Annotated in this window: 19 protein-coding genes; 13 read left to right on the top strand and 6 right to left on the bottom strand. The window is 71.7% G+C overall.

Annotated elements, in window-relative coordinates:
- The first annotated feature begins 30 nt into the window (after positions 1–30).
- The gene (locus GFH48_RS27375; RefSeq protein ID WP_153290791.1) at positions 31–807 is read left to right on the top strand and encodes a potassium channel family protein; all 777 of its coding nucleotides are present in this window, start codon (positions 31–33) and stop codon (positions 805–807) included.
- A gap of 298 nt (positions 808–1,105) precedes the next feature.
- Here GFH48_RS27375 and GFH48_RS27370 read toward each other — a convergent pair whose 3' ends face one another.
- Positions 1,106–2,596: an MFS transporter gene (locus tag GFH48_RS27370; protein WP_407698723.1), complete on the bottom strand. Its 1,491-nt coding sequence runs from the start codon at positions 2,594–2,596 to the stop codon at positions 1,106–1,108.
- Positions 2,597–2,845: 249 nt separating this feature from the next.
- Here GFH48_RS27370 and GFH48_RS27365 point away from each other — a divergent pair, with 249 nt between their 5' ends.
- The 3 genes from GFH48_RS27365 (at position 2,846) to GFH48_RS27355 (ending at position 5,770) form a co-directional block, all read left to right on the top strand.
- A complete protein-coding gene (locus GFH48_RS27365) occupies positions 2,846–3,499 on the top strand; it encodes a TetR family transcriptional regulator (protein WP_194280894.1) in 654 nt (217 codons plus the stop codon).
- 131 nt (positions 3,500–3,630) lie between these two features.
- A complete protein-coding gene (locus GFH48_RS27360) occupies positions 3,631–4,848 on the top strand; it encodes an alpha/beta hydrolase (protein WP_153290788.1) in 1,218 nt (405 codons plus the stop codon).
- A 67-nt stretch (positions 4,849–4,915) separates the two neighbouring features.
- The gene (locus tag GFH48_RS27355) at positions 4,916–5,770 is read left to right on the top strand and encodes a DUF4429 domain-containing protein (RefSeq protein WP_153290787.1); all 855 of its coding nucleotides are present in this window, start codon (positions 4,916–4,918) and stop codon (positions 5,768–5,770) included.
- Positions 5,771–5,824: 54 nt separating this feature from the next.
- On the opposite strand, the gene GFH48_RS27350 is transcribed toward GFH48_RS27355, so the two are convergent.
- Together GFH48_RS27350 and GFH48_RS27345 are read right to left on the bottom strand one after the other, a co-directional pair.
- Entirely contained in the window at positions 5,825–6,841 is a 1,017-nt protein-coding gene (locus GFH48_RS27350) for an aldo/keto reductase (protein WP_153290786.1), read from the bottom strand.
- Entirely contained in the window at positions 6,841–7,320 is a 480-nt protein-coding gene (locus GFH48_RS27345) for a MerR family transcriptional regulator (RefSeq protein WP_153290785.1), read from the bottom strand. Before GFH48_RS27345 ends, GFH48_RS27350 begins: the two co-directional genes overlap by 1 nt.
- Positions 7,321–7,430: 110 nt before the next feature.
- Here GFH48_RS27345 and GFH48_RS27340 point away from each other — a divergent pair, with 110 nt between their 5' ends.
- Positions 7,431–7,901, top strand: a complete 471-nt coding sequence (locus tag GFH48_RS27340) for a GNAT family N-acetyltransferase (RefSeq protein ID WP_153290784.1) — start codon at positions 7,431–7,433, stop codon at positions 7,899–7,901.
- A 19-nt stretch (positions 7,902–7,920) separates the two neighbouring features.
- The gene (locus tag GFH48_RS27335) at positions 7,921–8,742 is read left to right on the top strand and encodes a serine hydrolase domain-containing protein (RefSeq protein ID WP_153290783.1); all 822 of its coding nucleotides are present in this window, start codon (positions 7,921–7,923) and stop codon (positions 8,740–8,742) included.
- Between the two features lie 123 nt (positions 8,743–8,865).
- On the opposite strand, the gene GFH48_RS27330 is transcribed toward GFH48_RS27335, so the two are convergent.
- Positions 8,866–9,528 carry a pirin family protein gene (locus GFH48_RS27330; RefSeq protein WP_194280893.1) on the bottom strand — a complete coding sequence of 221 codons (663 nt, stop codon included), beginning with the start codon at positions 9,526–9,528 and terminating at the stop codon, positions 8,866–8,868.
- Between the two features lie 135 nt (positions 9,529–9,663).
- Between GFH48_RS27330 and fasR the strand changes: the two genes are divergently transcribed.
- The 5 genes from fasR (at position 9,664) to fabF (ending at position 14,622) form a co-directional block, all read left to right on the top strand.
- Entirely contained in the window at positions 9,664–10,869 is a 1,206-nt protein-coding gene (gene fasR, locus GFH48_RS27325) for a fatty acid biosynthesis transcriptional regulator FasR (RefSeq protein WP_153290782.1), read from the top strand.
- 89 nt (positions 10,870–10,958) lie between these two features.
- Complete coding sequence (locus GFH48_RS27320) at positions 10,959–11,882, top strand: ACP S-malonyltransferase (protein WP_153290781.1); 924 nt, start codon at positions 10,959–10,961, stop codon at positions 11,880–11,882.
- A gap of 16 nt (positions 11,883–11,898) precedes the next feature.
- The gene (locus GFH48_RS27315; RefSeq protein ID WP_153290780.1) at positions 11,899–12,930 is read left to right on the top strand and encodes a ketoacyl-ACP synthase III; all 1,032 of its coding nucleotides are present in this window, start codon (positions 11,899–11,901) and stop codon (positions 12,928–12,930) included.
- A gap of 71 nt (positions 12,931–13,001) precedes the next feature.
- Entirely contained in the window at positions 13,002–13,250 is a 249-nt protein-coding gene (locus tag GFH48_RS27310; RefSeq protein WP_148013808.1) for an acyl carrier protein, read from the top strand.
- A 100-nt stretch (positions 13,251–13,350) separates the two neighbouring features.
- The gene (gene fabF / locus GFH48_RS27305) at positions 13,351–14,622 is read left to right on the top strand and encodes a beta-ketoacyl-ACP synthase II (RefSeq protein ID WP_153290779.1); all 1,272 of its coding nucleotides are present in this window, start codon (positions 13,351–13,353) and stop codon (positions 14,620–14,622) included.
- Between the two features lie 174 nt (positions 14,623–14,796).
- On the opposite strand, the gene GFH48_RS27300 is transcribed toward fabF, so the two are convergent.
- Positions 14,797–15,291, bottom strand: coding sequence for a DUF3145 domain-containing protein (locus tag GFH48_RS27300; protein WP_153290778.1), 495 nt, complete (start codon positions 15,289–15,291; stop codon positions 14,797–14,799).
- A 242-nt stretch (positions 15,292–15,533) separates the two neighbouring features.
- Between GFH48_RS27300 and GFH48_RS27295 the strand changes: the two genes are divergently transcribed.
- Positions 15,534–16,451, top strand: coding sequence for an SGNH/GDSL hydrolase family protein (locus tag GFH48_RS27295; RefSeq protein WP_153290777.1), 918 nt, complete (start codon positions 15,534–15,536; stop codon positions 16,449–16,451).
- A gap of 66 nt (positions 16,452–16,517) precedes the next feature.
- Positions 16,518–17,495, top strand: coding sequence for an aldose epimerase family protein (locus tag GFH48_RS27290; RefSeq protein WP_153290776.1), 978 nt, complete (start codon positions 16,518–16,520; stop codon positions 17,493–17,495).
- Between the two features lie 96 nt (positions 17,496–17,591).
- On the opposite strand, the gene GFH48_RS27285 is transcribed toward GFH48_RS27290, so the two are convergent.
- Positions 17,592–20,084 carry a beta-glucosidase family protein gene (locus GFH48_RS27285; protein ID WP_153290775.1) on the bottom strand — a complete coding sequence of 831 codons (2,493 nt, stop codon included), beginning with the start codon at positions 20,082–20,084 and terminating at the stop codon, positions 17,592–17,594.
- Positions 20,085–20,191 lie beyond the last annotated feature (107 nt).

Below are 20,191 nucleotides of genomic sequence, written 5' to 3'. Positions count from 1 at the left end.
CCCCTCCGTCTTTCTTTCTACGATGCGGGTATGAAAGAGCTATCGGCGCAGGTCCGTTGGGAGCAGCGCACGCAACGGCCCCTGCTGGCGCTCGCGGTGGCGTTCGCCCTGGCCTACGCCGTGCCGATCGTGGACAGTGACGCGAGTCCCGCCGTGACGGTGGCGTGCACGGTGGTGGAGTGGACGGTGTGGGGGTCGTTCGCCACCGACTACCTCGTACGGCTCCTGCTGGTCCGCCGTCGCAAGGAGTTCGTCCGGACGCACTGGCTGGACCTGTGCGCGGTGATCCTGCCGATCCTTCAGCCGCTGCGGCTGCTGCGGCTGGTCGCCACACTGACTCTGGTCGGGCGGCGGGCCCGGATGGCCTCGCAGATCCGGCTGACGACGTATGTCGGGGGCGCGGTGGTCGGGCTGCTCATGTTCGGTTCGCTCGCGGTGCTGTCGGTGGAGCGGGAGTCTCCGAACGGGAACATCAAGACGCTGGGCGACGCGGTGTGGTGGTCGTTCACGACGATGACGACGGTGGGGTACGGGGACCACGCGCCGACCACCGGGATGGGCCGTGTCCTCGCGGTCGGTCTGATGCTCTCCGGCATCGCCCTGCTCGGTGTGGTCACCGCGAACATCGCGGCGTGGTTCATCTCGCGCTTCGAGAAGGACGACGTGGAGGAGCGCCGGCAGACGGCGGCGATCGAGGCACTGACGGAGGAGGTGCGGGCGCTGCGCGCGGAGGTCGCCGCGCTGTCGGGCGTCCGGGACACCGTCCGCCATCCCGCACCCGGGGTGGCGGAGGAGCCCGCGCACTGACACGCGCGGGGGCGCCGTGCCGGGAGTGGGGCCGGCTCCGGGCGGTCGCGTGCTCTCCGCCCCGGCGAAGTCGCGTGTTCCCCGCGCCCGTGAGGTCCCGTGTTCCCCGTGCCCCGGCAGGCGCCCCCGCGCCTTCGGGACTGCGGGCGCGCTGCCCCCCTCCGACAGCGCGCCGCAGATCCGTTCGCCCCCCTGTTCGTGCGGAGGACGTGACCCACTGTGACCTGCGGCGCGCGCCGAACGGGCGGGATCTTGAGCGGTGTCACCCGGACGGGTGAAACCGAGCGGGAATCGACGGTCAGATGTGACCGCCACCTGCTCCCGCGGCGTCCGCGTTCTCGCCCCGCTTGGTGAGCAGCGCGACGAAGACCGCCACCACGGCCACCACGGCGGCGACCATGCAGGCCAGGCTCATGCCGGAGATGAAGGTGTCGTGGGCGACGGTCGTGATCTTCTCCGCGAGCCCGGCCGGGGTGCCCTTGGCCACCGGCGCCGAACCGACCTGGACGGCCTGCGAGGCCTGGTCGAGCTGGGCCGGGGTGAGCGGCGGAAGCTTGGCCTCGGCCCAGTTGCCCGCGAGGTCGCCGTCGACCTTGGAGGCCATCACGGCGCCCAGGACCGCCGTACCGAGGCTTCCGCCGATCTGCATCGCGGCCTGCTGGAGACCGCCGGCGACACCGGAGAGCTCCATCGGCGCGTTGCCCACGATGACCTCGGTGGCACCGACCATGACCGGGGCGAGCCCCAGACCGAGGCCGCCGAACCAGAGCGACATGACGGCGCTGCCGGTGCCCGTGTCCAGCGTCGACATGCCGTACATGGAGACCGCGGTGAGGACCATGCCGCCCGCCAGCGGGATGCGCGGGCCCGTCCTGGTGATCAGGGCGCCGGCCAGCGGGGAGCCCACGATCATCATTCCGGTGAGCGGGAGCAGGTGCAGTCCGGCGTCGACCGGGCTCATGCCGTGGACGTTCTGCAGATAGAAGGTGACGAAGAACAGGCCGCCCAGGAAGGCGATCGCCATCAGCACCATGAGGACCACGCCCGCCGACAGCGGTACGGAGCGGAACAGTCCCAGCGGGATGAGCGGCTCCGCGACCCGTGTCTCCCACAGGGCGAAGAGGCCGAAGCCCAGTACCGAGGCGGCCAGGAAGGCCCAGGTCAGACCGGAGCCCCAGCCCCAGGCCGGGGCCTTGATGAGCGCCCAGACCAGGCAGAACATGGCGCCGGAGAGCAGGGCGATACCGGGGATGTCGAAGGAGCGCGGGGCGTTCCGCGCACGGTGGTCGGTCAGGATCAGCAGGCCGAGGACCAGCGCGGCGACACCGACCGGGACGTTGATGAAGAAGACCGACTGCCAGCTCACGTGCTGGACCAGCAGGCCGCCGAGGATCGGGCCGCCCGCGGTGGAGGCGCCGATGACCATGCCCCAGATGCCGATCGCCATGTTCAGCTTCTCGGCCGGGAAGGTGGCGCGCAGCAGGCCGAGCGCGGCCGGCATGAGCAGCGCGCCGAACAGACCCTGGAAGACACGGAACGTGACCACCAGGGCGATACTGTCGGACAGGCCGATGGCCCCGGAGGCCGCGGCGAAGCCGACCACACCGATCAGGAAGGTCTGGCGGTGCCCGAAGCGGTCGCCGAGCTTGCCCGCGGTGATCAGCGTGACCGCGAGCGCGAGGAAGTATCCGTTGGTGATCCACTGGACCTCGGCGAAGCTCGCGCCCAGGTCCTTCTGGATGGCCGGGTTGGCGATGGCGACGATGGTGCCGTCCAGGGCGACCATCATGACGCCGACGGCCACGGTGAACAGGGTGAACCACGGGTGGCCGCGCAGCCCGGAGGGCCCCGGCCGATCCGGCGGGGCGACCGGTGTCCTGTCTCCGGACCCCGCCGTGTCGATGGTGGTCTGACTAGTCATGCGCCGAGGCTAGTGACAGCCGCTGACAATTGACAAACCAGTTCACAAGTCGGCAACTGTCACGTCACCCACGAGTACGCTGAGCTGGGCGGGAGAACAGAAGAGGACCCCATGGAGATGACCTCCTTCACATCGATGGCGCAGCGTCCGGGCCTGCGCGAGCGCAAGAAGCAGCGCACCCGGGACGCGCTGCTGCGGGCCGCCCTCGAACTGTTCGTGACACAGGGATACGAGCGCACGACCGTGGACGAGATCGCGGAGGCCGTCGACGTCTCGCAGCGGACCTTCTTCCGCTATTTCGCGGGCAAGGAGGACGTCGCCCTGTTCACCCAGGGCATCGCCGAGTCGCGCTTCCTCGCCGCCGTCCGTGAACGTCCGCCCCACGAAGCCCCGTTGGAGGCGCTTCGGCGTGCCGTGCTGGAGGGCTGGGACACCATCGGCGAGGCGGTCGAGGCGGTGGTGCCGATGGAACTGCACATGCGCGCCTACCAGTTGATCGAGTCGACGCCCGCGCTGCTCGCCGCCCATCTGCGCCGTTCCGCCGAGCTGGAGGACGAGATCGCCCGGGTGATCGCCGAGCGCGAGGGGGTCGACGTGGAGACGGATCCGAGACCGCGGGTCGCGGTGGCCGTGTTCGGCGGGGTGATGCGGGTGACGGGCCGGATGTGGGGCGCGGGCGAGGACGGCAGCGTCGAGGCGATCCGCGCGCTGACCGTCGCGCATCTCGACCATCTGGGGCCCGCATTGGCGGAGAAGTGGCGCACGGAATGAGCAACTCTGGGCACACAACGTCACTATTTATCTGAAACTGAACCCGCTTTGCCCCAATTACCCCGCCAGAAACGTGATCCCCACCACTCGTTTAACGGGAGCCACGCCTCTTCTCCTAGGGTGTCCTCTCAGTGACTTCCTTCGAGACATCCCCTCAACTGAACGTCTGGCGTGCGTTGCTCGCGCTGGCCGTGGTTTTCGTGATGCTGGCCACCAGTGGCTGGACCGCGGTCCACAGCCATCGGGGGGCGACGCCCCTCCAGGCGTCCCGCTCCGCGTGGGAGCACGGCCGGGTCGCCGGAGAGGCTCTCCCGGACCCCGAGTCCGCACCGGGGCGCCTGTCCCGCTTCTTCGCCTCGCTCGACGCCCGCCAGCGCGGCCGGCTGGCGCACCGCTACCCGCTCGCGGTCGGCAACATGAACGGCGCGCCCGTGCGGCTGCGCTACACGGCCAACCGCATCGCCATCGGGCAGCAGCGCAGGATCGAGCTCAAGCGCATGCACGACAACCGGCTCTCGGCCCTCGGGCAGCAGGAGGCCGGCCGCCGCATGCACCGCTACGAGGCGATGCTGCACAAGGGCCGCAGGTTCCTCGCCTTCGATCCCATGGGCTCGGGGCGGGTCGCCGAGGTCTTCGGCAACCTCGACAGGGCCCGGCGGATCTCCGTCGTGGTACCCGGCGTCGACACCGACCTGCTCACCTTCCAGCGCACCAACAAGAAGTACTCGGCGCCGGTCGGCATGGCGACGTCCCTGTACGGGGCGGAGCGCGCGGCCAGCCCCGGGACCCGTACGGCCGTGATCGCGTGGGCCGACTACACCGCGCCCAGCGGACTCGGCATGGACGCGGCCACCGGCGTCCGCGCGCAGGAGGGCGCGGTCCGGCTGAACGCGCTGCTGCGCGCGCTGCCCGGCAAGGCGCCCGTCGCCCTGTACTGCCACAGCTACGGCTCGGTGCTCTGCGGCGTCGCCGCCCACTCACTGCCCTCCCGGGTCTCGGACATAGCGGTCGCGGGCAGTCCCGGCATGCGCGCCGACAACACGACGGCACTGCGCACCACGGCCCGGGTCTGGGCGATGCGGGACTCCGACGACTGGATCCAGGACGTCCCGTACCTCGAGTTCGGCGGCCTCGGACACGGCGCCGACCCGGTGTCGAAGGCGTTCGGCGCGCGAGTGCTGTCCGCCCGGGGCGCCAAGGGCCACGGCGGCTATTTCGAGCCGGGCACGGAGAGCCTGCGCAACTTCGCGGACATCGGCGTCGGCGCGTACGACACGGTGCGGTGCGCCCACGACGACGACACCTGCCGACAGGGTCTGACCGACGCCTCGGCGGCAGGACGCGCGTAGAGGACCGGAAAAGTGCGGCCCGCCCGAGGAGGGGACTCCGGCGGGCGCGCCGCTTACGATGGCCCGCATGGGTGACGTACTGGCCGGATTTCATGCCGCCTGGGAGTTCGAGTCCGACTCCGTGCTCATCCGCTTCGAGCGGGGGATCCGTACACCGAAGCTGTTCCAGTCGCTCGGCGAACGCCGGGTCCCGCTGGAGGCGATCGGGGCGGTCACACTGACGCCGGGCAGGCGCGGCACGGTCGTGCTGCACGCCGTCCCCAGGGTGGGCGCCGACCCGCTGATGGACGCGGCCGCCGGGCAGCTGAAGGAGGGGTGCGACCCCTACCGGCTGGTCCTGCCCGCCGACCGGGAGACCCTCGCCGAGTACTACGCCGACGAGCTGCGCGCCCGGCTCACCGGGGACGCCGGCCCCGTCGAGCGCCACCTCGTCGCGGCGCCCGAGGCGCCGCTGCGCTTCAAGGCGTACGACGGGAAGGCGGCCTTCGACGGCACCTCGGTGTCCTTCCGCTGGTTCTGGACCGGCGCGTCCTCCGCCAAGTGGAAGGCCGGCGACCAGATCTTCCCGGTCGCCGGGCTGAGCGGGGTCGAGTGGCGCTCCCCCGAGGTCTTCGAGGGTCATCTGCGGCTGCTGCGCCGCGAACCCGCCGTCGCACAGCCCGCCCAGGCGGACCAGGATCCGGCCGCGGTCGTCTTCGGACTCGGTTACGGGCCCGTCCACGAGTCGCTCCCGTTCGCGGCCTCGGTGCTCGCCGCGGTACGGGCCTCGGGCCCCGCGGCCGTGACCGCGGTCCCCGCTCCCCGCCGCGACCCGGCCGACATCGCCGACCGCATCCGCCACCTCGGCGAGCTGCACGAGGCGGGGCTGGTCACGGACGAGGAGTTCACGAGGAAGAAGGCGGAGCTGCTGGCGGAGCTGTGAGGCACGCCGTCAGCGCCACGGGCGGAGCTGTGCGGCTGCGGTGACGCCGCGGTCCTACTCCCGTCCCGCCGACGAGAACGACATGTCCGCGTACCGCTCCCCCGCCACCTTCGAGGCGATCGGCTCCAGCAGCGCCATCTCCTCGTCGCCGAGGACGATCCGCGTGGCCGCCGCGTTCTCCTCGACCCGGCCGCGCCTGCGCGTCCCCGGGATCGGCACCGCCGACACCCCGTACGACGCGGCCTGCCGCTGCACCCAGGCCAGCGCGACCTGGCCGAGAGAGACGCCGTGCGCCTCGGCCGTCGCGCGTACCGGCTCCAGCAGGGCGGCGTTGACGGCCGCGTTGTCACCGGTGAAGCGGGGCTGCTGACGGCGGAAGTCGGATTCGGTGAGATCCGTGTCCGCGTTGGCGAACGATCCGGTCAGGAAGCCGCGCCCGAGCGGCGAGTACGGGACGAGCGCCACGCCCAGCTCACCGGCCGCCGGAACCACGCCGGCCTCGATGTCACGGCTGAACAGCGACCACTCCGACTGCACGGCCGTGATCGGATGCACGGCCTGGGCGGCACGCAGCTCCCCGCCGGTGACCTCGCTGAGCCCGAGGTGCTTGACCTTGCCCTCGCGCACCAGTTCGGACATGACCCCGACGGTCTCCTCGATGGGGATGTTCACGTCACGGCGGTGCATGTAGTAGAGGTCGATCACCTCGACGTCCAGCCGCCGCAGGCTCGCCTCGACGGCCTGGCGGATGTAGGGGGCGTCGTTGCGGACGACCCGCTTCGTCGGGTTGTCCGGCGGGATCGACAGGCCGAACTTCGTCGCGATGACGAGCTCGTCCCGGTGCGCCTTGAAGAACGGGGACAGGAACGTCTCGTTCGCGCCCTGGCCGTAGGCGTCCGCGGTGTCGAAGAGCGTGACGCCGAGTTCCAGCGCCCGTTCCAGGGTGGCCCGCGCCTCGTCGGCGTCGGTGGGCCCGTACGCGAAGCTCATGCCCATGCAGCCCAGACCCTGCGCCCCGACCTCGGGGCCGTCGGTGCCGAGCCGTACCTTCGCGATCTTGCTGTCCGTCATCAGGACCTCTCCGACGCCAGGGGTCGCCCGGCGTCCGCGTAGAAACTGATCTTGTGGTCGAGGACCGCCAGGGTGTCCTGGAGCTCGGCGATCCGCGCCTGCACGTCCCGGCGGGTGGCTTCCAGGAGCTCGAAGCGCGCGCGATAGGTCTCGTCGCCCTCCCGCACCAGTTCCGCGTACCGCACCATGTCGGCGACCGGCATCCCGGTGAGCCGGAGCTTGCCGACGAGGCTCAGCCAGTCCAGGTCGCGGTTGCTGTACCGGCGCTGCCCGGTGTGCGAGCGGTCGATGTGCGGCATGAGACCGATCCGCTCGTACCAGCGCAGGGTGTGCGCGGACAGGCCGGTGAAGGCGACGACCTCGCTGATCGTGTAGCTGTCCTGGCCGTCCGGGCGCCGCTGCCGCTCGGGGGGCGCCGCGCACACATCGGTCCTGGTGCCGGTCTCGGCGGCCTCGGCCGTGGTCTCCATCACCGTCATGGCCTCCACGCTAAAACCTTGGAGTGCACTCCAAGCAAGCGGATTCCGGTAAAAGACGACCACCGCGAAACGCGGGACGTCCGCGGGGTGCGCTGGCTACCGTGCGGATCATGATTCTCGTACGCCGTGCCGTGCCCGAGGACGCCCGGGAAGTGCTCCGCCTGCGCCAGGTGATGCTCGACTCCGTCTTCACCACCGACGGCTCCACGCTCTGGCACGCGGACTCCCTCCCGACGATATCCGGCAGGCTGGGCCGGCCCGACGGGGACTTCGCGGCCTTCGTCGTCGACCACCCCGGCCGGCCGGACGCGCTGGCGGCGCTCGTCGCCGGGACCATCGAGTACCGGATCGGGCGGCCCGGCAATCCACGGGGCGCGGTCGGTCACGTCTTCAGCGTCGCCACCGACCCCGGCATGCGGCGCCGGGGGTACGCGCGGGCGTGCGTGGAGACGCTGCTCGACTGGTTCCGCGAGCGGGGCGTGCCCCAGGTCGACCTGAACGCGTCCCCGGAGGCCGAGCCGCTGTACGCGTCGCTCGGGTTCGTGCGCAAGCCGGACCCCTCGATGCGGCTCCGCCTCTGAGCCGCTTAGGCTCGTACGCATGTCCCTGCGCAGTCTGGCGTTGATCGAGAACTGGCCCGTCCCCACGGCCGCCGCGGCCGTCGTCCGCGCGGACGGCACGGTGACGGGGTCGTACGGTCCGGTCGACCACCGCTTCCGCCTCGCCTCGGTCACCAAGCCGCTCGCCGCGTACGCCGCGCTCGTCGCGTACGAGGAGGGGGCCGTCGATCTCGACGAGCCGGCGGGTCCGGCCGGCTCGACAGTCCGCCATCTCCTCGCGCACACCTCGGGGCTCGCCTTCGACGAGCACCGGGTGACGTCCCCGCCCGGGGAGCGGCGGCTGTACTCCAACGCCGGGTTCGAGGTCCTCGGGGACCACATCGCCAAGGCGACGGACATCTCCTTCCCGGAGTACCTGCGGCAGGCGGTACTGGAGCCGCTGGGCATGACGGGGACGTCGCTGGACGGCTCGCCCGCCAAGGACGGGGTGTCGACGGTGGCGGACCTGGTGCGGTTCGCGGCGGAGGTCCAGGCACCCCGGCTCCTGGACGCGCGGACGGTGGCGGACGCGATGACCGTGCAGTACCCCGGCACGAAGGGGGTGCTGCCCGGATACGGCCACCAGAACCCCAACGACTGGGGGCTCGGCTTCGAGATCCGTGACTCCAAGTCCCCGCACTGGACGGGCACCTCGTCCTCGCCGCGTACCTTCGGCCACTTCGGGCAGTCCGGTACGTTCCTGTGGATCGATCCGGTGCTGCGCGCCGCGTGCGTCGCCCTCACGGACCGGGCGTTCGGGCCGTGGGCGGCGCAGGCGTGGACACCGTTCACGGACGCTGTGCTGCTGGAGCTGCGCGGCTGAGGCGGCACGGCTCCGGGACACCCGGGGTGCCTCTTCGCGTACGGGCCGGTGGGGGCCGGTCGCGCGTCCGCACCCGTGTCCGCGCCTCACGGACGCCCCCGCGGAACCCCGCGGAGCGGACCGTCAGCCCGTCGCCGGCATCGCCCACAGCAACAGCTCCGCCGGAGTCGTCGCCACCGCCTCCAGATCCTTCGCACCCGTGATGCGGGCCGCGTCACCCGGCCCCAACTCGGCTCCGTCCAGGGCTACTTCACCCCGCACCGCGTGGACGTACACGAACGCCGCGTCCGGAACCGCCGTCCGCTCCCCCAGCGCCAGCCGCCGCACATGCAGCATCGCCTCGGCCTCCGGGACCGCGTACGGAGTGGAGTCCGCGATGCCGTGGACGACCTCGTAGGACGGGACACCGCCGGGCGCGACCGGAGCCAGCCACATCTGCACGAACACCAGCGGACCCGGCCCGTCGTTGCGCTCGACGTGCCGCACACCGGCCGCCGCGCTCAGCCGCTGCACGTCCCCGGCCCGCACCAGCGACTCGTGACCGGCGGAATCCCGGTGGGTCAGCTCCCCCTCCACCACCCACGTGACGATCTCGGTGTGACTGTGCGGATGCTCGTCGAAACCCGCGCCGGGCGCGAGCCGTTCCTCGTTGCAGGCGATCACCGCGCCGAAGCGGAGATTGGCCGGGTCGTAGTGCGGGCCGAAGGAGAAGGCGTGCAGCGAGGAGATCCCGGCCGCCGGTTCCCCGCCCCGGTAGCGCTCGTCGGCGCGCCGTACCTCGATCACAACCGCCACATCCGCCACATCCGACAGCGCCGTACGTCCGTCACGTCTCCCACCGTAGCCCCGCTTCTCTCCCTCCCGGCCCCGAGGGGAGACCCGCCGCCGCACGGCTCCGTCCTGATAAGGCAGTCTTGTCCCGTGCCCGAACCCGAAGCCAGCAATATCGAGCGCCCAGCGCACGACGTCCACACGCACTCGGCGACCCTGAAGCGGCTGGAGAAGTCGTCCGGAAGTCTCGCCGCGCAGGCCATCGCGCGGATGGACGAGACGCTGCCGTGGTACCGGGCCATGCCACCGGAGAACCGTTCCTGGATCGGGCTCGTCGCCCAGGCCGGTATCGCCGCGTTCACCGAGTGGTTCCGGCGTCCCGACGCGCCCCAGGCCATCTCCACCGACGTGTTCGGCACCGCCCCCCGCGAGCTGACCAGGGCCATCACCCTGCGCCAGACCGTCGAGATGGTGCGGACGACGATCGAGGTGATGGAGAGCGCCATCGACGAGGTGGCCGCTCCCGGTGACGAGTCCGTGCTGCGCGAGGCCCTGCTCGTCTACGCCCGTGAGATCGCCTTCGCCACCGCCCAGGTCTACGCGCAGGCCGCCGAGGCCCGCGGTGCCTGGGACGCCCGGCTGGAGTCCCTGGTCGTGAACGCCGTACTCTCCGGCGAGGCCGACGAGGGCGCCGTCTCCCGCGCCGCCGCCCTCGGCTGGAATTCCCCCGAACACGTCTGCGTGGTGCTGGGTACGGCACCCGACGGTGACAGCGAGCTGACCGTCGAGGCCATCCGGCGGGCCGCCCGGCACGCCAAGCTGCAGGTGCTGACCGGGGTGCTCGGGGACCGGCTCGTGGTGATCGCGGGCGGCAGCGACAACCCGCTCGCGGTCGCCAAGTCGCTGATCGGCCCGTATGCCGCCGGGCCCGTCGTCGCCGGACCGATCGTGCCCGACCTGCTCGCCGCGACCCGCTCCGCGCAGGCCGCCGCGGCCGGCCTGAAGGCGTGTCTCGCCTGGCAGGACGCCCCGCGCCCGGTCCTCGCCGACGATCTGCTGCCGGAGCGCGCGATCGCCGGAGATCCGTCGGCCCGCGAGCAATTGGTGGAGGAGATCTACAGACCACTGGAGGAAGCCGGCTCCGCGCTCCTCGAAACCCTCAGTGTCTATCTGGAACAGGCGAGCAGCCTCGAAGGCGCGGCCCGAATGCTCTTCGTTCACCCCAACACCGTGCGCTACCGGCTACGACGTGTGACTGACGTCACCGGTTGGTCACCCTCGGATGTACGATCCGCCTTCACACTGCGGATCGCGCTCATCCTGGGGCGTCTGGCCGATGGAGATCTCCAGACGTAGGCATTTGTCGGAGCCCTACAATTCCCCTTCGTGTTCTTCGTCCCTGTCCCCACGGGCGGCCGTGGCCGTCCACAAGAGAGAGTGTGAGAGTGCTCGTACTCGTCGCTCCCGGCCAGGGCGCCCAGACGCCCGGCTTCCTGACTCCCTGGCTCGATCTCCCCGGTGCCGCCGACCGCCTCGCCGCGTGGTCGGACGCCATCGGTCTCGACCTTGCCCACTACGGCACGCAGGCCGACGCGGACGCGATCCGGGACACGGCTGTCGCGCAGCCGCTCCTGGTCGCCGCCGGACTCCTCTCCGCCGCGGCACTCGGCGACGTCTCCGCCCTCGCTCCCGGCGCCGTCGCCGGGCACAGCGTCGGTGAGATCACCGCCGCCGCGTTCGCGGGAGTGCTCGACGACACCGCCGCGCTGACGCTCGTACGCACCCGTGGCCTGGCGATGGCCGAGGCCGCCGCCGTCACCCGGACCGGCATGTCGGCGCTGCTCGGCGGTGACCCCGAGACGACGGTCCCGCATCTGGAGAAGCTCGGCCTGACCCCCGCGAACGTGAACGGCGGTGGCCAGATCGTCGCCGCCGGCACGCTGGAGCAGCTGGCTGCCCTGGAGGCGGACAAGCCCGACGGCGTACGCCGGGTGGTGGCCCTGAAGGTCGCCGGCGCGTTCCACACGCACCACATGGCACCCGCCGTCGAGGCGCTCGCGCGGGCCGCCGAGGACCTGAACCCCGCGGACCCGCTGGTCACGTACGTCTCCAACAAGGACGGCCAGACCGTCAAGTCCGGCGCGGACGTCCTGAAGCGGCTGGTCGGCCAGGTGGCCAACCCGGTCCGCTGGGACCTGTGCATGGAGACCTTCCAGGAGCTCGGCGCGACCGCGCTGATCGAGGTGTGCCCGGGTGGCACGCTCACCGGCCTCGCCAAGCGCGCGCTGCCGGGTGTGAAGACCCTGGCGCTGAAGACCCCAGACGACCTCGACGCGGCTCGCGAGCTCCTCGCCGAGCACAGCGCCTGACAAGGAGCCCGAGAGCATGTCGAAGATCAAGCCCAGCAAGGGCGCCCCGTACGCGCGGATCCTGGGCGTGGGCGGCTACCGTCCCGTGCGGGTCGTGCCCAACGAGGTGATCCTCGAGACGATCGACTCCTCCGACGAGTGGATCCGCTCGCGTTCCGGCATCGAGACCCGGCACTGGGCCTCCGACGAGGAGACCGTCGCCGCGATGTCGATCGAGGCGTCCGGCAAGGCCATCGCCGACGCCGGGATCAACGCCGACCAGATCGGCGCCGTGGTCGTCTCCACCGTGTCCCACTTCAGCCAGACCCCGGCCATCGCCACCGAGATCGCCGACAAGCTCGGTACGGACAAGGCCGCCGCCTTCGACATCTCGGCCGGCTGCGCGGGCTTCGGCTACGGGCTGACCCTGGCCAAGGGCATGGTCGTCGAGGGTTCCGCGGAGTACGTCCTGGTCATCGGCGTGGAGCGGCTGTCCGACCTCACCGACCTGGAGGACCGTGCGACGGCCTTCCTGTTCGGCGACGGCGCGGGCGCGGTCGTCGTGGGCCCCTCCCAGGAGCCGCACATCGGCCCCACGGTGTGGGGCAGCGAGGGCGACAAGTCCGGCACCATCAAGCAGACCGTCCCGTGGGACCGCTTCCACAGCGGCGACGTCTCGACCCTCCCGCTCGACTCCAAGGGCGAGATCAAGTTCCCTGCGATCACGCAGGAGGGCCAGGCGGTGTTCCGCTGGGCCGTGTTCGAGATGGCGAAGGTCGCCCAGCAGGCGCTGGACGCGGCCGGGATCAGCCCGGACGACCTGGATGTCTTCATTCCCCATCAGGCCAACGAGCGGATCATCGACTCGATGGTGAAGACGCTGAAACTGCCGGAGCACGTCACGGTCGCCCGGGACGTACGCACCACCGGCAACACCTCGGCCGCCTCGATTCCGCTCGCGATGGAGCGGCTTCTGGCGACCGGTGAGGCGAAGAGCGGCGACACCGCGCTCGTCATCGGATTCGGGGCGGGTCTCGTGTACGCCGCCACGGTCGTTACCCTCCCCTAGGCACACCGTCCGGACCACTCCGGCCGGAGTACCGCCACACCATCTGGATACATACCGAAGGAGCGCCTGACATGGCCGCCACTCAGGAAGAGATCGTCGAAGGTCTCGCCGAGATCGTGAACGAGATCGCCGGGATCCCCACCGAGGACGTCCAGCTGGACAAGTCCTTCACCGACGACCTGGACGTCGACTCGCTGTCCATGGTCGAGGTCGTCGTCGCCGCCGAAGAGCGCTTCGACGTGAAGATCCCGGACGACGACGTCAAGAACCTCAAGACCGTCGGCGACGCGACCGACTACATCCTCAAGAACCAGGCCTGATCCGCGGACCGGGCCCGGCCCGGTCCACCGATCAGTCCGTTGCCCCGCCACCCGGCGGTGGCGCCGCTGAATCCTCGTATCCGTTGGAGAAAGAATTCCCGTGAGCTCGACCAATCGCACCGTGGTCGTCACCGGTATCGGCGCAACCACACCGCTGGGTGGCGACGTAGCCTCTACCTGGGAGGGCCTGGTCGCCGGCAAGTCCGGTGTCCGCCCCCTGGAGCAGGAATGGGCCGCCGAACAGGCGGTCCGCATCGCGGCGCAGATCGCCGTGGAACCGGGCGAGGTCATCCCCCGCCCGCAGGCCCGCCGTCTCGACCGCTCGGCGCAGTTCGCGCTGATCGCGGCCAAGGAGGCCTGGGCGGACGCCGGCTTCACCGACCGGGCCGGCGACGACCCGGCCATCGACCCGGACCGCCTCGGCACCGTCATCGCCTCCGGCATCGGCGGCGTGACCACCCTGCTCGACCAGTACGACGTGCTGAAGGAGAAGGGCGTCCGCCGCGTCTCCCCGCACACCGTCCCCATGCTCATGCCGAACGGCCCGTCGGCCAACGTGGGCCTGCTCGTCGGCGCCCGCGCCGGCGTGCACACCCCGGTCTCCGCCTGCGCCTCGGGCGCCGAGGCCATCGGCTACGCCATCGAGATGATCCGCACCGGGCGCGCCGACGTCGTCGTCGCGGGCGGTACCGAGGCGGCCATCCACCCGCTGCCCATCGCCGCCTTCGGCAACATGATGGCGATGTCCAAGAACAACGACGACCCGCAGGGCGCCTCGCGGCCCTACGACGTCGCACGCGACGGCTTCGTCCTGGGCGAGGGCGCCGGCGTCCTGATCCTGGAGTCCGCCGAGCACGCCGCCGAGCGCGGTGCCCGGGTCTACGCCGAGGCGGTCGGGCAGGGCATCTCCGCCGACGGCCACGACATCGTGCAGCCGGAGCCCGAGGGCCGCGGCATCTCGCGCGCCCTGCAGAACCTGCTGGACAACACCGACCTGGACCCGGCCGAGATCGTGCACGTGAACGCGCACGCGACCTCGACGCCCGCCGGTGACGTGGCGGAACTGAAGGCGCTGCGCAAGGTCTTCGGTGACGACGCCGACCACATGGCGGTCTCCGCGACCAAGTCGATGACCGGTCACCTCCTCGGCGGCGCCGGGGGTGTGGAGTCGGTGGCGTCGGTGCTGGCGCTGTACAACCGGATCGCTCCGCCGACCATCAACATCGACAACCTCGACCCCGAGGCCGAGGCGAACGCCGACATCGTGCGCGGGGAGGCCCGCAAGCTGCCCGTCGAGGGCCGCATCGCCGCGCTGAACGACTCGTTCGGGTTCGGCGGGCACAACGTGGTGCTGGCGTTCCGCACGATCTGAATTCGCCCGTAGGCGCACTGAACCGGCGTGTGGCCCGGACTCCCTGTCGGAGTCCGGGCCACACGCGGTCGTTCGTCGGGTGCCGGGTCGTGGGGGGGGCCGGTCGCGTGGTTCCCCGCGCCCCTGTGGGCCGCTCCCGTACGAGGAGCCGTGCGGAACCCGCCCGGGAACCCGTCAGACCACCTGGTGGAGCCAGCGAACCGGAGCGCCCTCTCCCGCGTAGCGGAAGGGTTCCAGTTCGTCGTCCCAGGGCTTGCCCAGGAGCTTGGCGAGGTCGGCCTCCAGGTCGGTCTCGCCGCGCTGGGAGCGCAGGAGCGCGGCGCGCAGCCGGTCCTCGGGGATCAGGATGTCGCCGTGGATGCCGGTGACGGCGTGGAAGATGCCGAGTTCGGGGGTGCAGCTGTAGCGCTCGCCCTCGGCCGTGGCGCAGGGCTCCGCGGTCACCTCGAAGCGCAGCATCTGCCAGCCGCGCAGCGCTGAGGCGAGTTTGGAGGCGGTGCCCACCTCGCCCTTCCAGGAGAACTCGGATCTCCAGGTGCCCGGCGCCGCGGGCTGCCGGATCCAGTCGAGGTTGACGCGTGTACCGAGCACGCCCGCGACCGCCCACTCGACGTGCGGGCACAGCGCGCGGGGCGCGGAGTGCACGTAGAGAACTCCACGTGTCGTCACTGGGGCCTCCGGGCAGAGCGAGACATCTTGTAACTTAGCGGAACGGCAGTGGCAGGGCGGCCACGTGGCGAGGCTACCGTGCGGCGGCGCAAGGAGTGTGACGTACCGTCGGTCCCAGCGCCCAGAACATTGAGGTTTCACCCAAGGGGACGCGGTGCGACCGATCGTGTACTGCCGGGTGTCGGCCAACCGTGTCGGTCAGGTGCTGACCAAGCATGTTCAACGAACGAGGGGACCAGGGGATGCGCTTGCGTAGCCACCGTCCGCGCGCCGTCCTCGCCGTGGTGGCGGCGGTCCTGCTGGGTGCCGCCGGGTGCGACGCGTCCGGTGACGGCTCCCCCGCTCCGCACGGCACGGCCGAGGGCCGTCCCTCCCCGAAGCCGACCCCTCTCTGGAACCGCAGTCCCCGCTCCGTGGCCGCCGTCGGGGACTCCATCACCCGCGGCTTCGACGCCTGCACCGTGCTGTCCGACTGCCCCGAGGTCTCCTGGGCGACCGGTACCGACACCGGGGTGCGCAGTCTCGCCGTGCGGCTGCTGGGGCGGCAGGGGGCCGCCGAGCGGAGCTGGAACTACGCGGTGACCGGTGCGCGGATGGCGGACCTGCCGGAGCAGATGGCGCGGGCCGTCGCCGAGAAGCCGGAACTGGTGACGGTGATGGTGGGCGCCAACGACGCGTGCCGCTCCTCGGTCTCGGCGATGACCTCGGTCGCCGGGTTCCGCTCCGCGTTCCAGGACGCGATGGGCGCCCTGCGCGACGAGCTGCCGAGGACTCAGGTGTACGTGTCGAGCGTCCCGGACCTGATGCGGCTGTGGTCCGAGGGGCGCGGCAACCCGCTGGGCAAGCAGATCTGGAAGCTCGGCATCTGTCCCTCGATGCTGGCCGACGCGGACTCCATGGGTTCGACGGCGACGCTGCGGCGGGCGAAGGTGCAGCACCGGGTGGAGCAGTACAACGAGGTCCTCGGGGACGTCTGCGCCAAGGACCGGCGCTGCCGGTTCGACGGGGGCGCGGTCTTCGGGTTCCGCTTCGGCACGGACCAGCTGAGCCACTGGGACTGGTTCCATCCGAGCAAGGACGGTCAGGCCCGGCTCGCGGAGCTGGCCTACCGGGTGGTGACGGCCCGGCAGCCGGTGGGCCGGGCGGACGGGCCGGGGTGAACGGCCGGGGTGCCGGGTCGGTGGGCCGGGCCGGGGGCCACAGGTGGTTGGCCTAGGCTTCCGATCATGGACAGCGAACTCTTCGGCACCCTTCCCGACGGCACCCCGGTCCACCGCTGGACGCTGGAACGTGCCGGGGTGCGGGTGCGGATCCTGACGTACGGCGGGATCGTCCAGTCGGTCGAGATCCCCGACCGGGACGGCCACCGCGCGGACGTGGTGCTGGGCTTCCCCGACCTCGACGGGTACCTCGCGCATCCGGACCCGTATCTCGGGGCGCTGGTCGGGCGGTACGCCAACCGGATCGCCGGCGGCCACTTCCCGCTCGACGGTCTCACCTACCACCTCGCGCGCAACAACGCCCCCAACTCGCTGCACGGCGGGGACCGCGGTTTCGACAAGCGGGTGTGGGACGCGGAACCGGTCGGGCACGGGCTGCGGCTCACCCGGGTCTCCCCGCACGGCGAGGAGGGCTTCCCGGGCCGTCTGGAGGTCACGGTGACGTACGCGCTGGACGAGGCGGGCGCGCTGCGCATCGCGTACGAGGCGGTCACGGACGCGCCGACCGTGGTGAACCTGACGAACCACTCGTACTGGAACCTGGCCGGTTCGGGGAACGCGGGTGGTCACGAACTCCAACTGGCCGCCTCGCGGTTGACGCCGGTGGACGCGGACCTGATTCCCACGGGGGTGCTGGAGTCCGTGGACGGGACGCGCTTCGACTTCCGGACGCCGCGGAAGGCCGGCGCCGGGTACGACCACAACTTCGTGCTGGACAAGGGGACGACGGCGAGCGCGGTCGGGGTCGCGGAGCTCCACGACCCCGCCTCCGGACGGGTGCTGACGGTCGCCACCACCGAGCCCGGCATCCAGCTCTACACCGCGGACCACCTGGGCGACCCGTTCGCGCCCGGCGACGGGATCGCGCTGGAGACGCAGCACTTCCCCGATTCCCCGAACCGGCCGGAGTTCCCGAGCACGCAGCTGCGGCCGGGCGCGACGTACCGCTCGGAGACGGTGTACGGGTTCGGGGTGCGCTCCTAGCCGGGGCCGGCCGGCCGAGGGCGTCCGGGAAGCGACGAGCCCCGGTCCGGAGGTCAGGTTCCGGACCGGGGCTGCTCGGGAGGGGCTTGTCCCGGATCAGACGTTAATCGTCGCCACGACCCGACGGTCGGTGATCGAGCGGCCGGCGGCAACCTCGTACGAACCCTTCACAAACACCCACGTGCCGGCGTCCTCGTCCCAGATCTCGAAGGCGCGGCGGGGGATGCCGAGCACGGCCTCGGCGCTCTCGCCCGGCCCCGCCTCGACACCGGCGAAGGCGGCGAGCCATCGGACCGGGCGCTCGCCGTCCGCCTCGGCCGGCCTCAGATAGAGCTGGACGACCTCGCGGCCGGGGCGCGCGCCGGAGTTGCGGACGCGGACCGTGACCGTCGCGGCGCTGCCTGCGTCGACGTCTCCGTCACCGGTGGACGGTTCGATCGACTCGTACGTCCAGTCGGTGTAGCCGAGGCCGTGGCCGAAGGGGTACGCGGGGGTCCTGCCGTCCCTCTCCCAGGCGCGGTAGCCGATGAAGGCACCCTCGCCGTAGGGGAGCGCGCCGTCGACGGGGACCACCTGGGTGACCGGGGCGTCGGCGAGCGGACCCCAGGTCGTGGGCAGCCTGCCGCCGGGCTCGTGGGCGCCCGTGAGGACCCCCGCGAGGGCGCCGCCGCCCTCCTGGCCGGGGAACCAGGTGAGCAGCACGGCGGCGACCTCCTCGCGCCACGGAAGTTCCACCGGGGAGCCGGAGTTGACGATCACGACGGTGTTCGGGTTGGCGGCGGCGACGGCGTGCACCAGGTCGTCCTGGCGGCCGGGGAGCCGGAGGTTCCCGCGGTCGAAGCCCTCGGACTCGACACGTTCGGTGGTGGCGACCACGACGACGGCGGTGTCCGCGGCGCGGGCGGCCTCGACCGCCTCCGCGATCAGCTCGTCGGGGTCGCGCCGCGGTTCCTGGTGGACGAGGGAGAAGCCGACCATCCTCAGGGGCGCGCCCTCGGGCTGGACGACCACCTGGCGCAGGGACACCTCGTACGTCTCATCGGCGGTGAGGTCGACCCGGGCGCGCTCCTCGGGGGCGCCGAAGAACGCCGTGAACGGGCTGTCCTCCGTGGGGAGCTGGGTGCCGTCGAAGCGGACCGTGCCGTCGACGGTGAGGGTGAACGCGCCCAGGCCCTTGATGCCGAAGGTGTGCGCGCCGCCCACGCGCGGGGTGAAGGTGCCCCTCAGGTCCACGGTGTGGAGGTTGTCGTGGGTGACGCCTTCGGGGAGGTCGTTGCCCATCCACTGGAGGTGGCCGTTGGGCGCGGAGCCGGTGCCGATCAGCTCGCCGTCCCGGTCGCGGCATTCCGCGCGGAGCGTGAACCCCTTGTCGGCGACGGCGAGTTCCTCGTTCGGGTCGGCTCCGACGGTGTAGGTCAGGCTGCCTTCGGGGAGTGCGGCGGTGAGGCCGTCCAGGGGCGACACGACGTGGGCGGGGAAGACGGTGGCGGAGCCGCCGCCGAGGACACGGGCGTCGCGGGCGGCGGCGCCGCTCAGCGCCACGGTGCCCGGCCGCAGCGGCAGCGTCGCGTTCTCGTTGCGTACGAGGACGAAGGAGCGGTGGGCGATCTCGCGGGCCAGGGCCTCGCCGTCCACGGTTCCGGGCAGCTCGGTGACGACCGGCTCGGCGCCCTCCAGGATGCCGACGCGGGCGGCGAGCCGCAGGACGTTGCGGACGGCCTCGTCGACCTTCGCCTCCTCGGTCCGGCCCGCGCGGACGGCGGCGGCGAGCGCCTCGCCGTACACGGTGTCGGGACCGGGCATGGCGACGTCGAGGCCGCCCTCGATCGCCCCCACCGTCGAACGGGCCGCCGTCCAGTCGGAGACGTTGAAGCCGTCGAAGCCCCACTCGCCGCGCAGGACCTCGTTCACGAGGTGGTGGTGCTCGGTCATCGTGGTGCCGTTGACCGAGTTGTAGGCGGTCATGATGCCCCAGGGGTGGGCGTTCTCGACGATGGCCTCGAAGGGGGCCAGGTAGAGCTCGCGCAGGGCGCGTTCGGGGACGAGGTTGTCCACCGTGAAGCGGTCGGTCTCGGCGTCGTTGGCCACGAAGTGCTTGACGGTGGTGCCGACGCCGCCGGACTGCACGCCCCGCACATAGCCGGCGCCGATCCGTCCGGTGAGGTACGGATCCTCGCTGTACGCCTCGAAGTGGCGGCCGCCGAGCGGCGAGCGGTGCAGGTTGACCGTGGGCGCGAGCAGTACGTGGACGTGCTTGCGGCGGGCCTCCTGGGCGAGGAGGACCCCGGCACGGTGGGCCAGGACCGGATCCCAGGTCGCGGCGAGCGCGGTCGGTGAGGGGAGCGCGACGGACGGGTCGTCGGCGGTCCAGCGCACGCCCCGCACACCGATCGGGCCGTCGGACATGACGAGGGAGCGCAGTCCGATCCCGGGGAGTTCGGGCAGCGACCACATGTCCTGCCCCGCGAGCAGCCGTGCCTTCGTGTCCAGGTCGAGCCTCCCGAGGGCCGCCTCGACGACCGCCTCGCGCGCCCGGTCCGCCGCGTCGCCGCTCCCGCTCCCGGCCCGGTTCTCCGCTGCCTCCGTCACGGTGGCACCTCCTCGTTGAAGTCCGTGAAACCCGTGAAACCCGTCAAGCCCGTGAAGCCCATCGCATCCGCGAAACCCGCGCGGCCGTACGGCTGTACGGCCGCACG

The organism is Streptomyces fagopyri (assembly GCF_009498275.1).
In the GTDB taxonomy this organism is placed as follows: Bacteria; Actinomycetota; Actinomycetes; order Streptomycetales; family Streptomycetaceae; genus Streptomyces; species Streptomyces fagopyri.
This window is presented reverse-complemented; position numbering and strand designations above follow the sequence as displayed.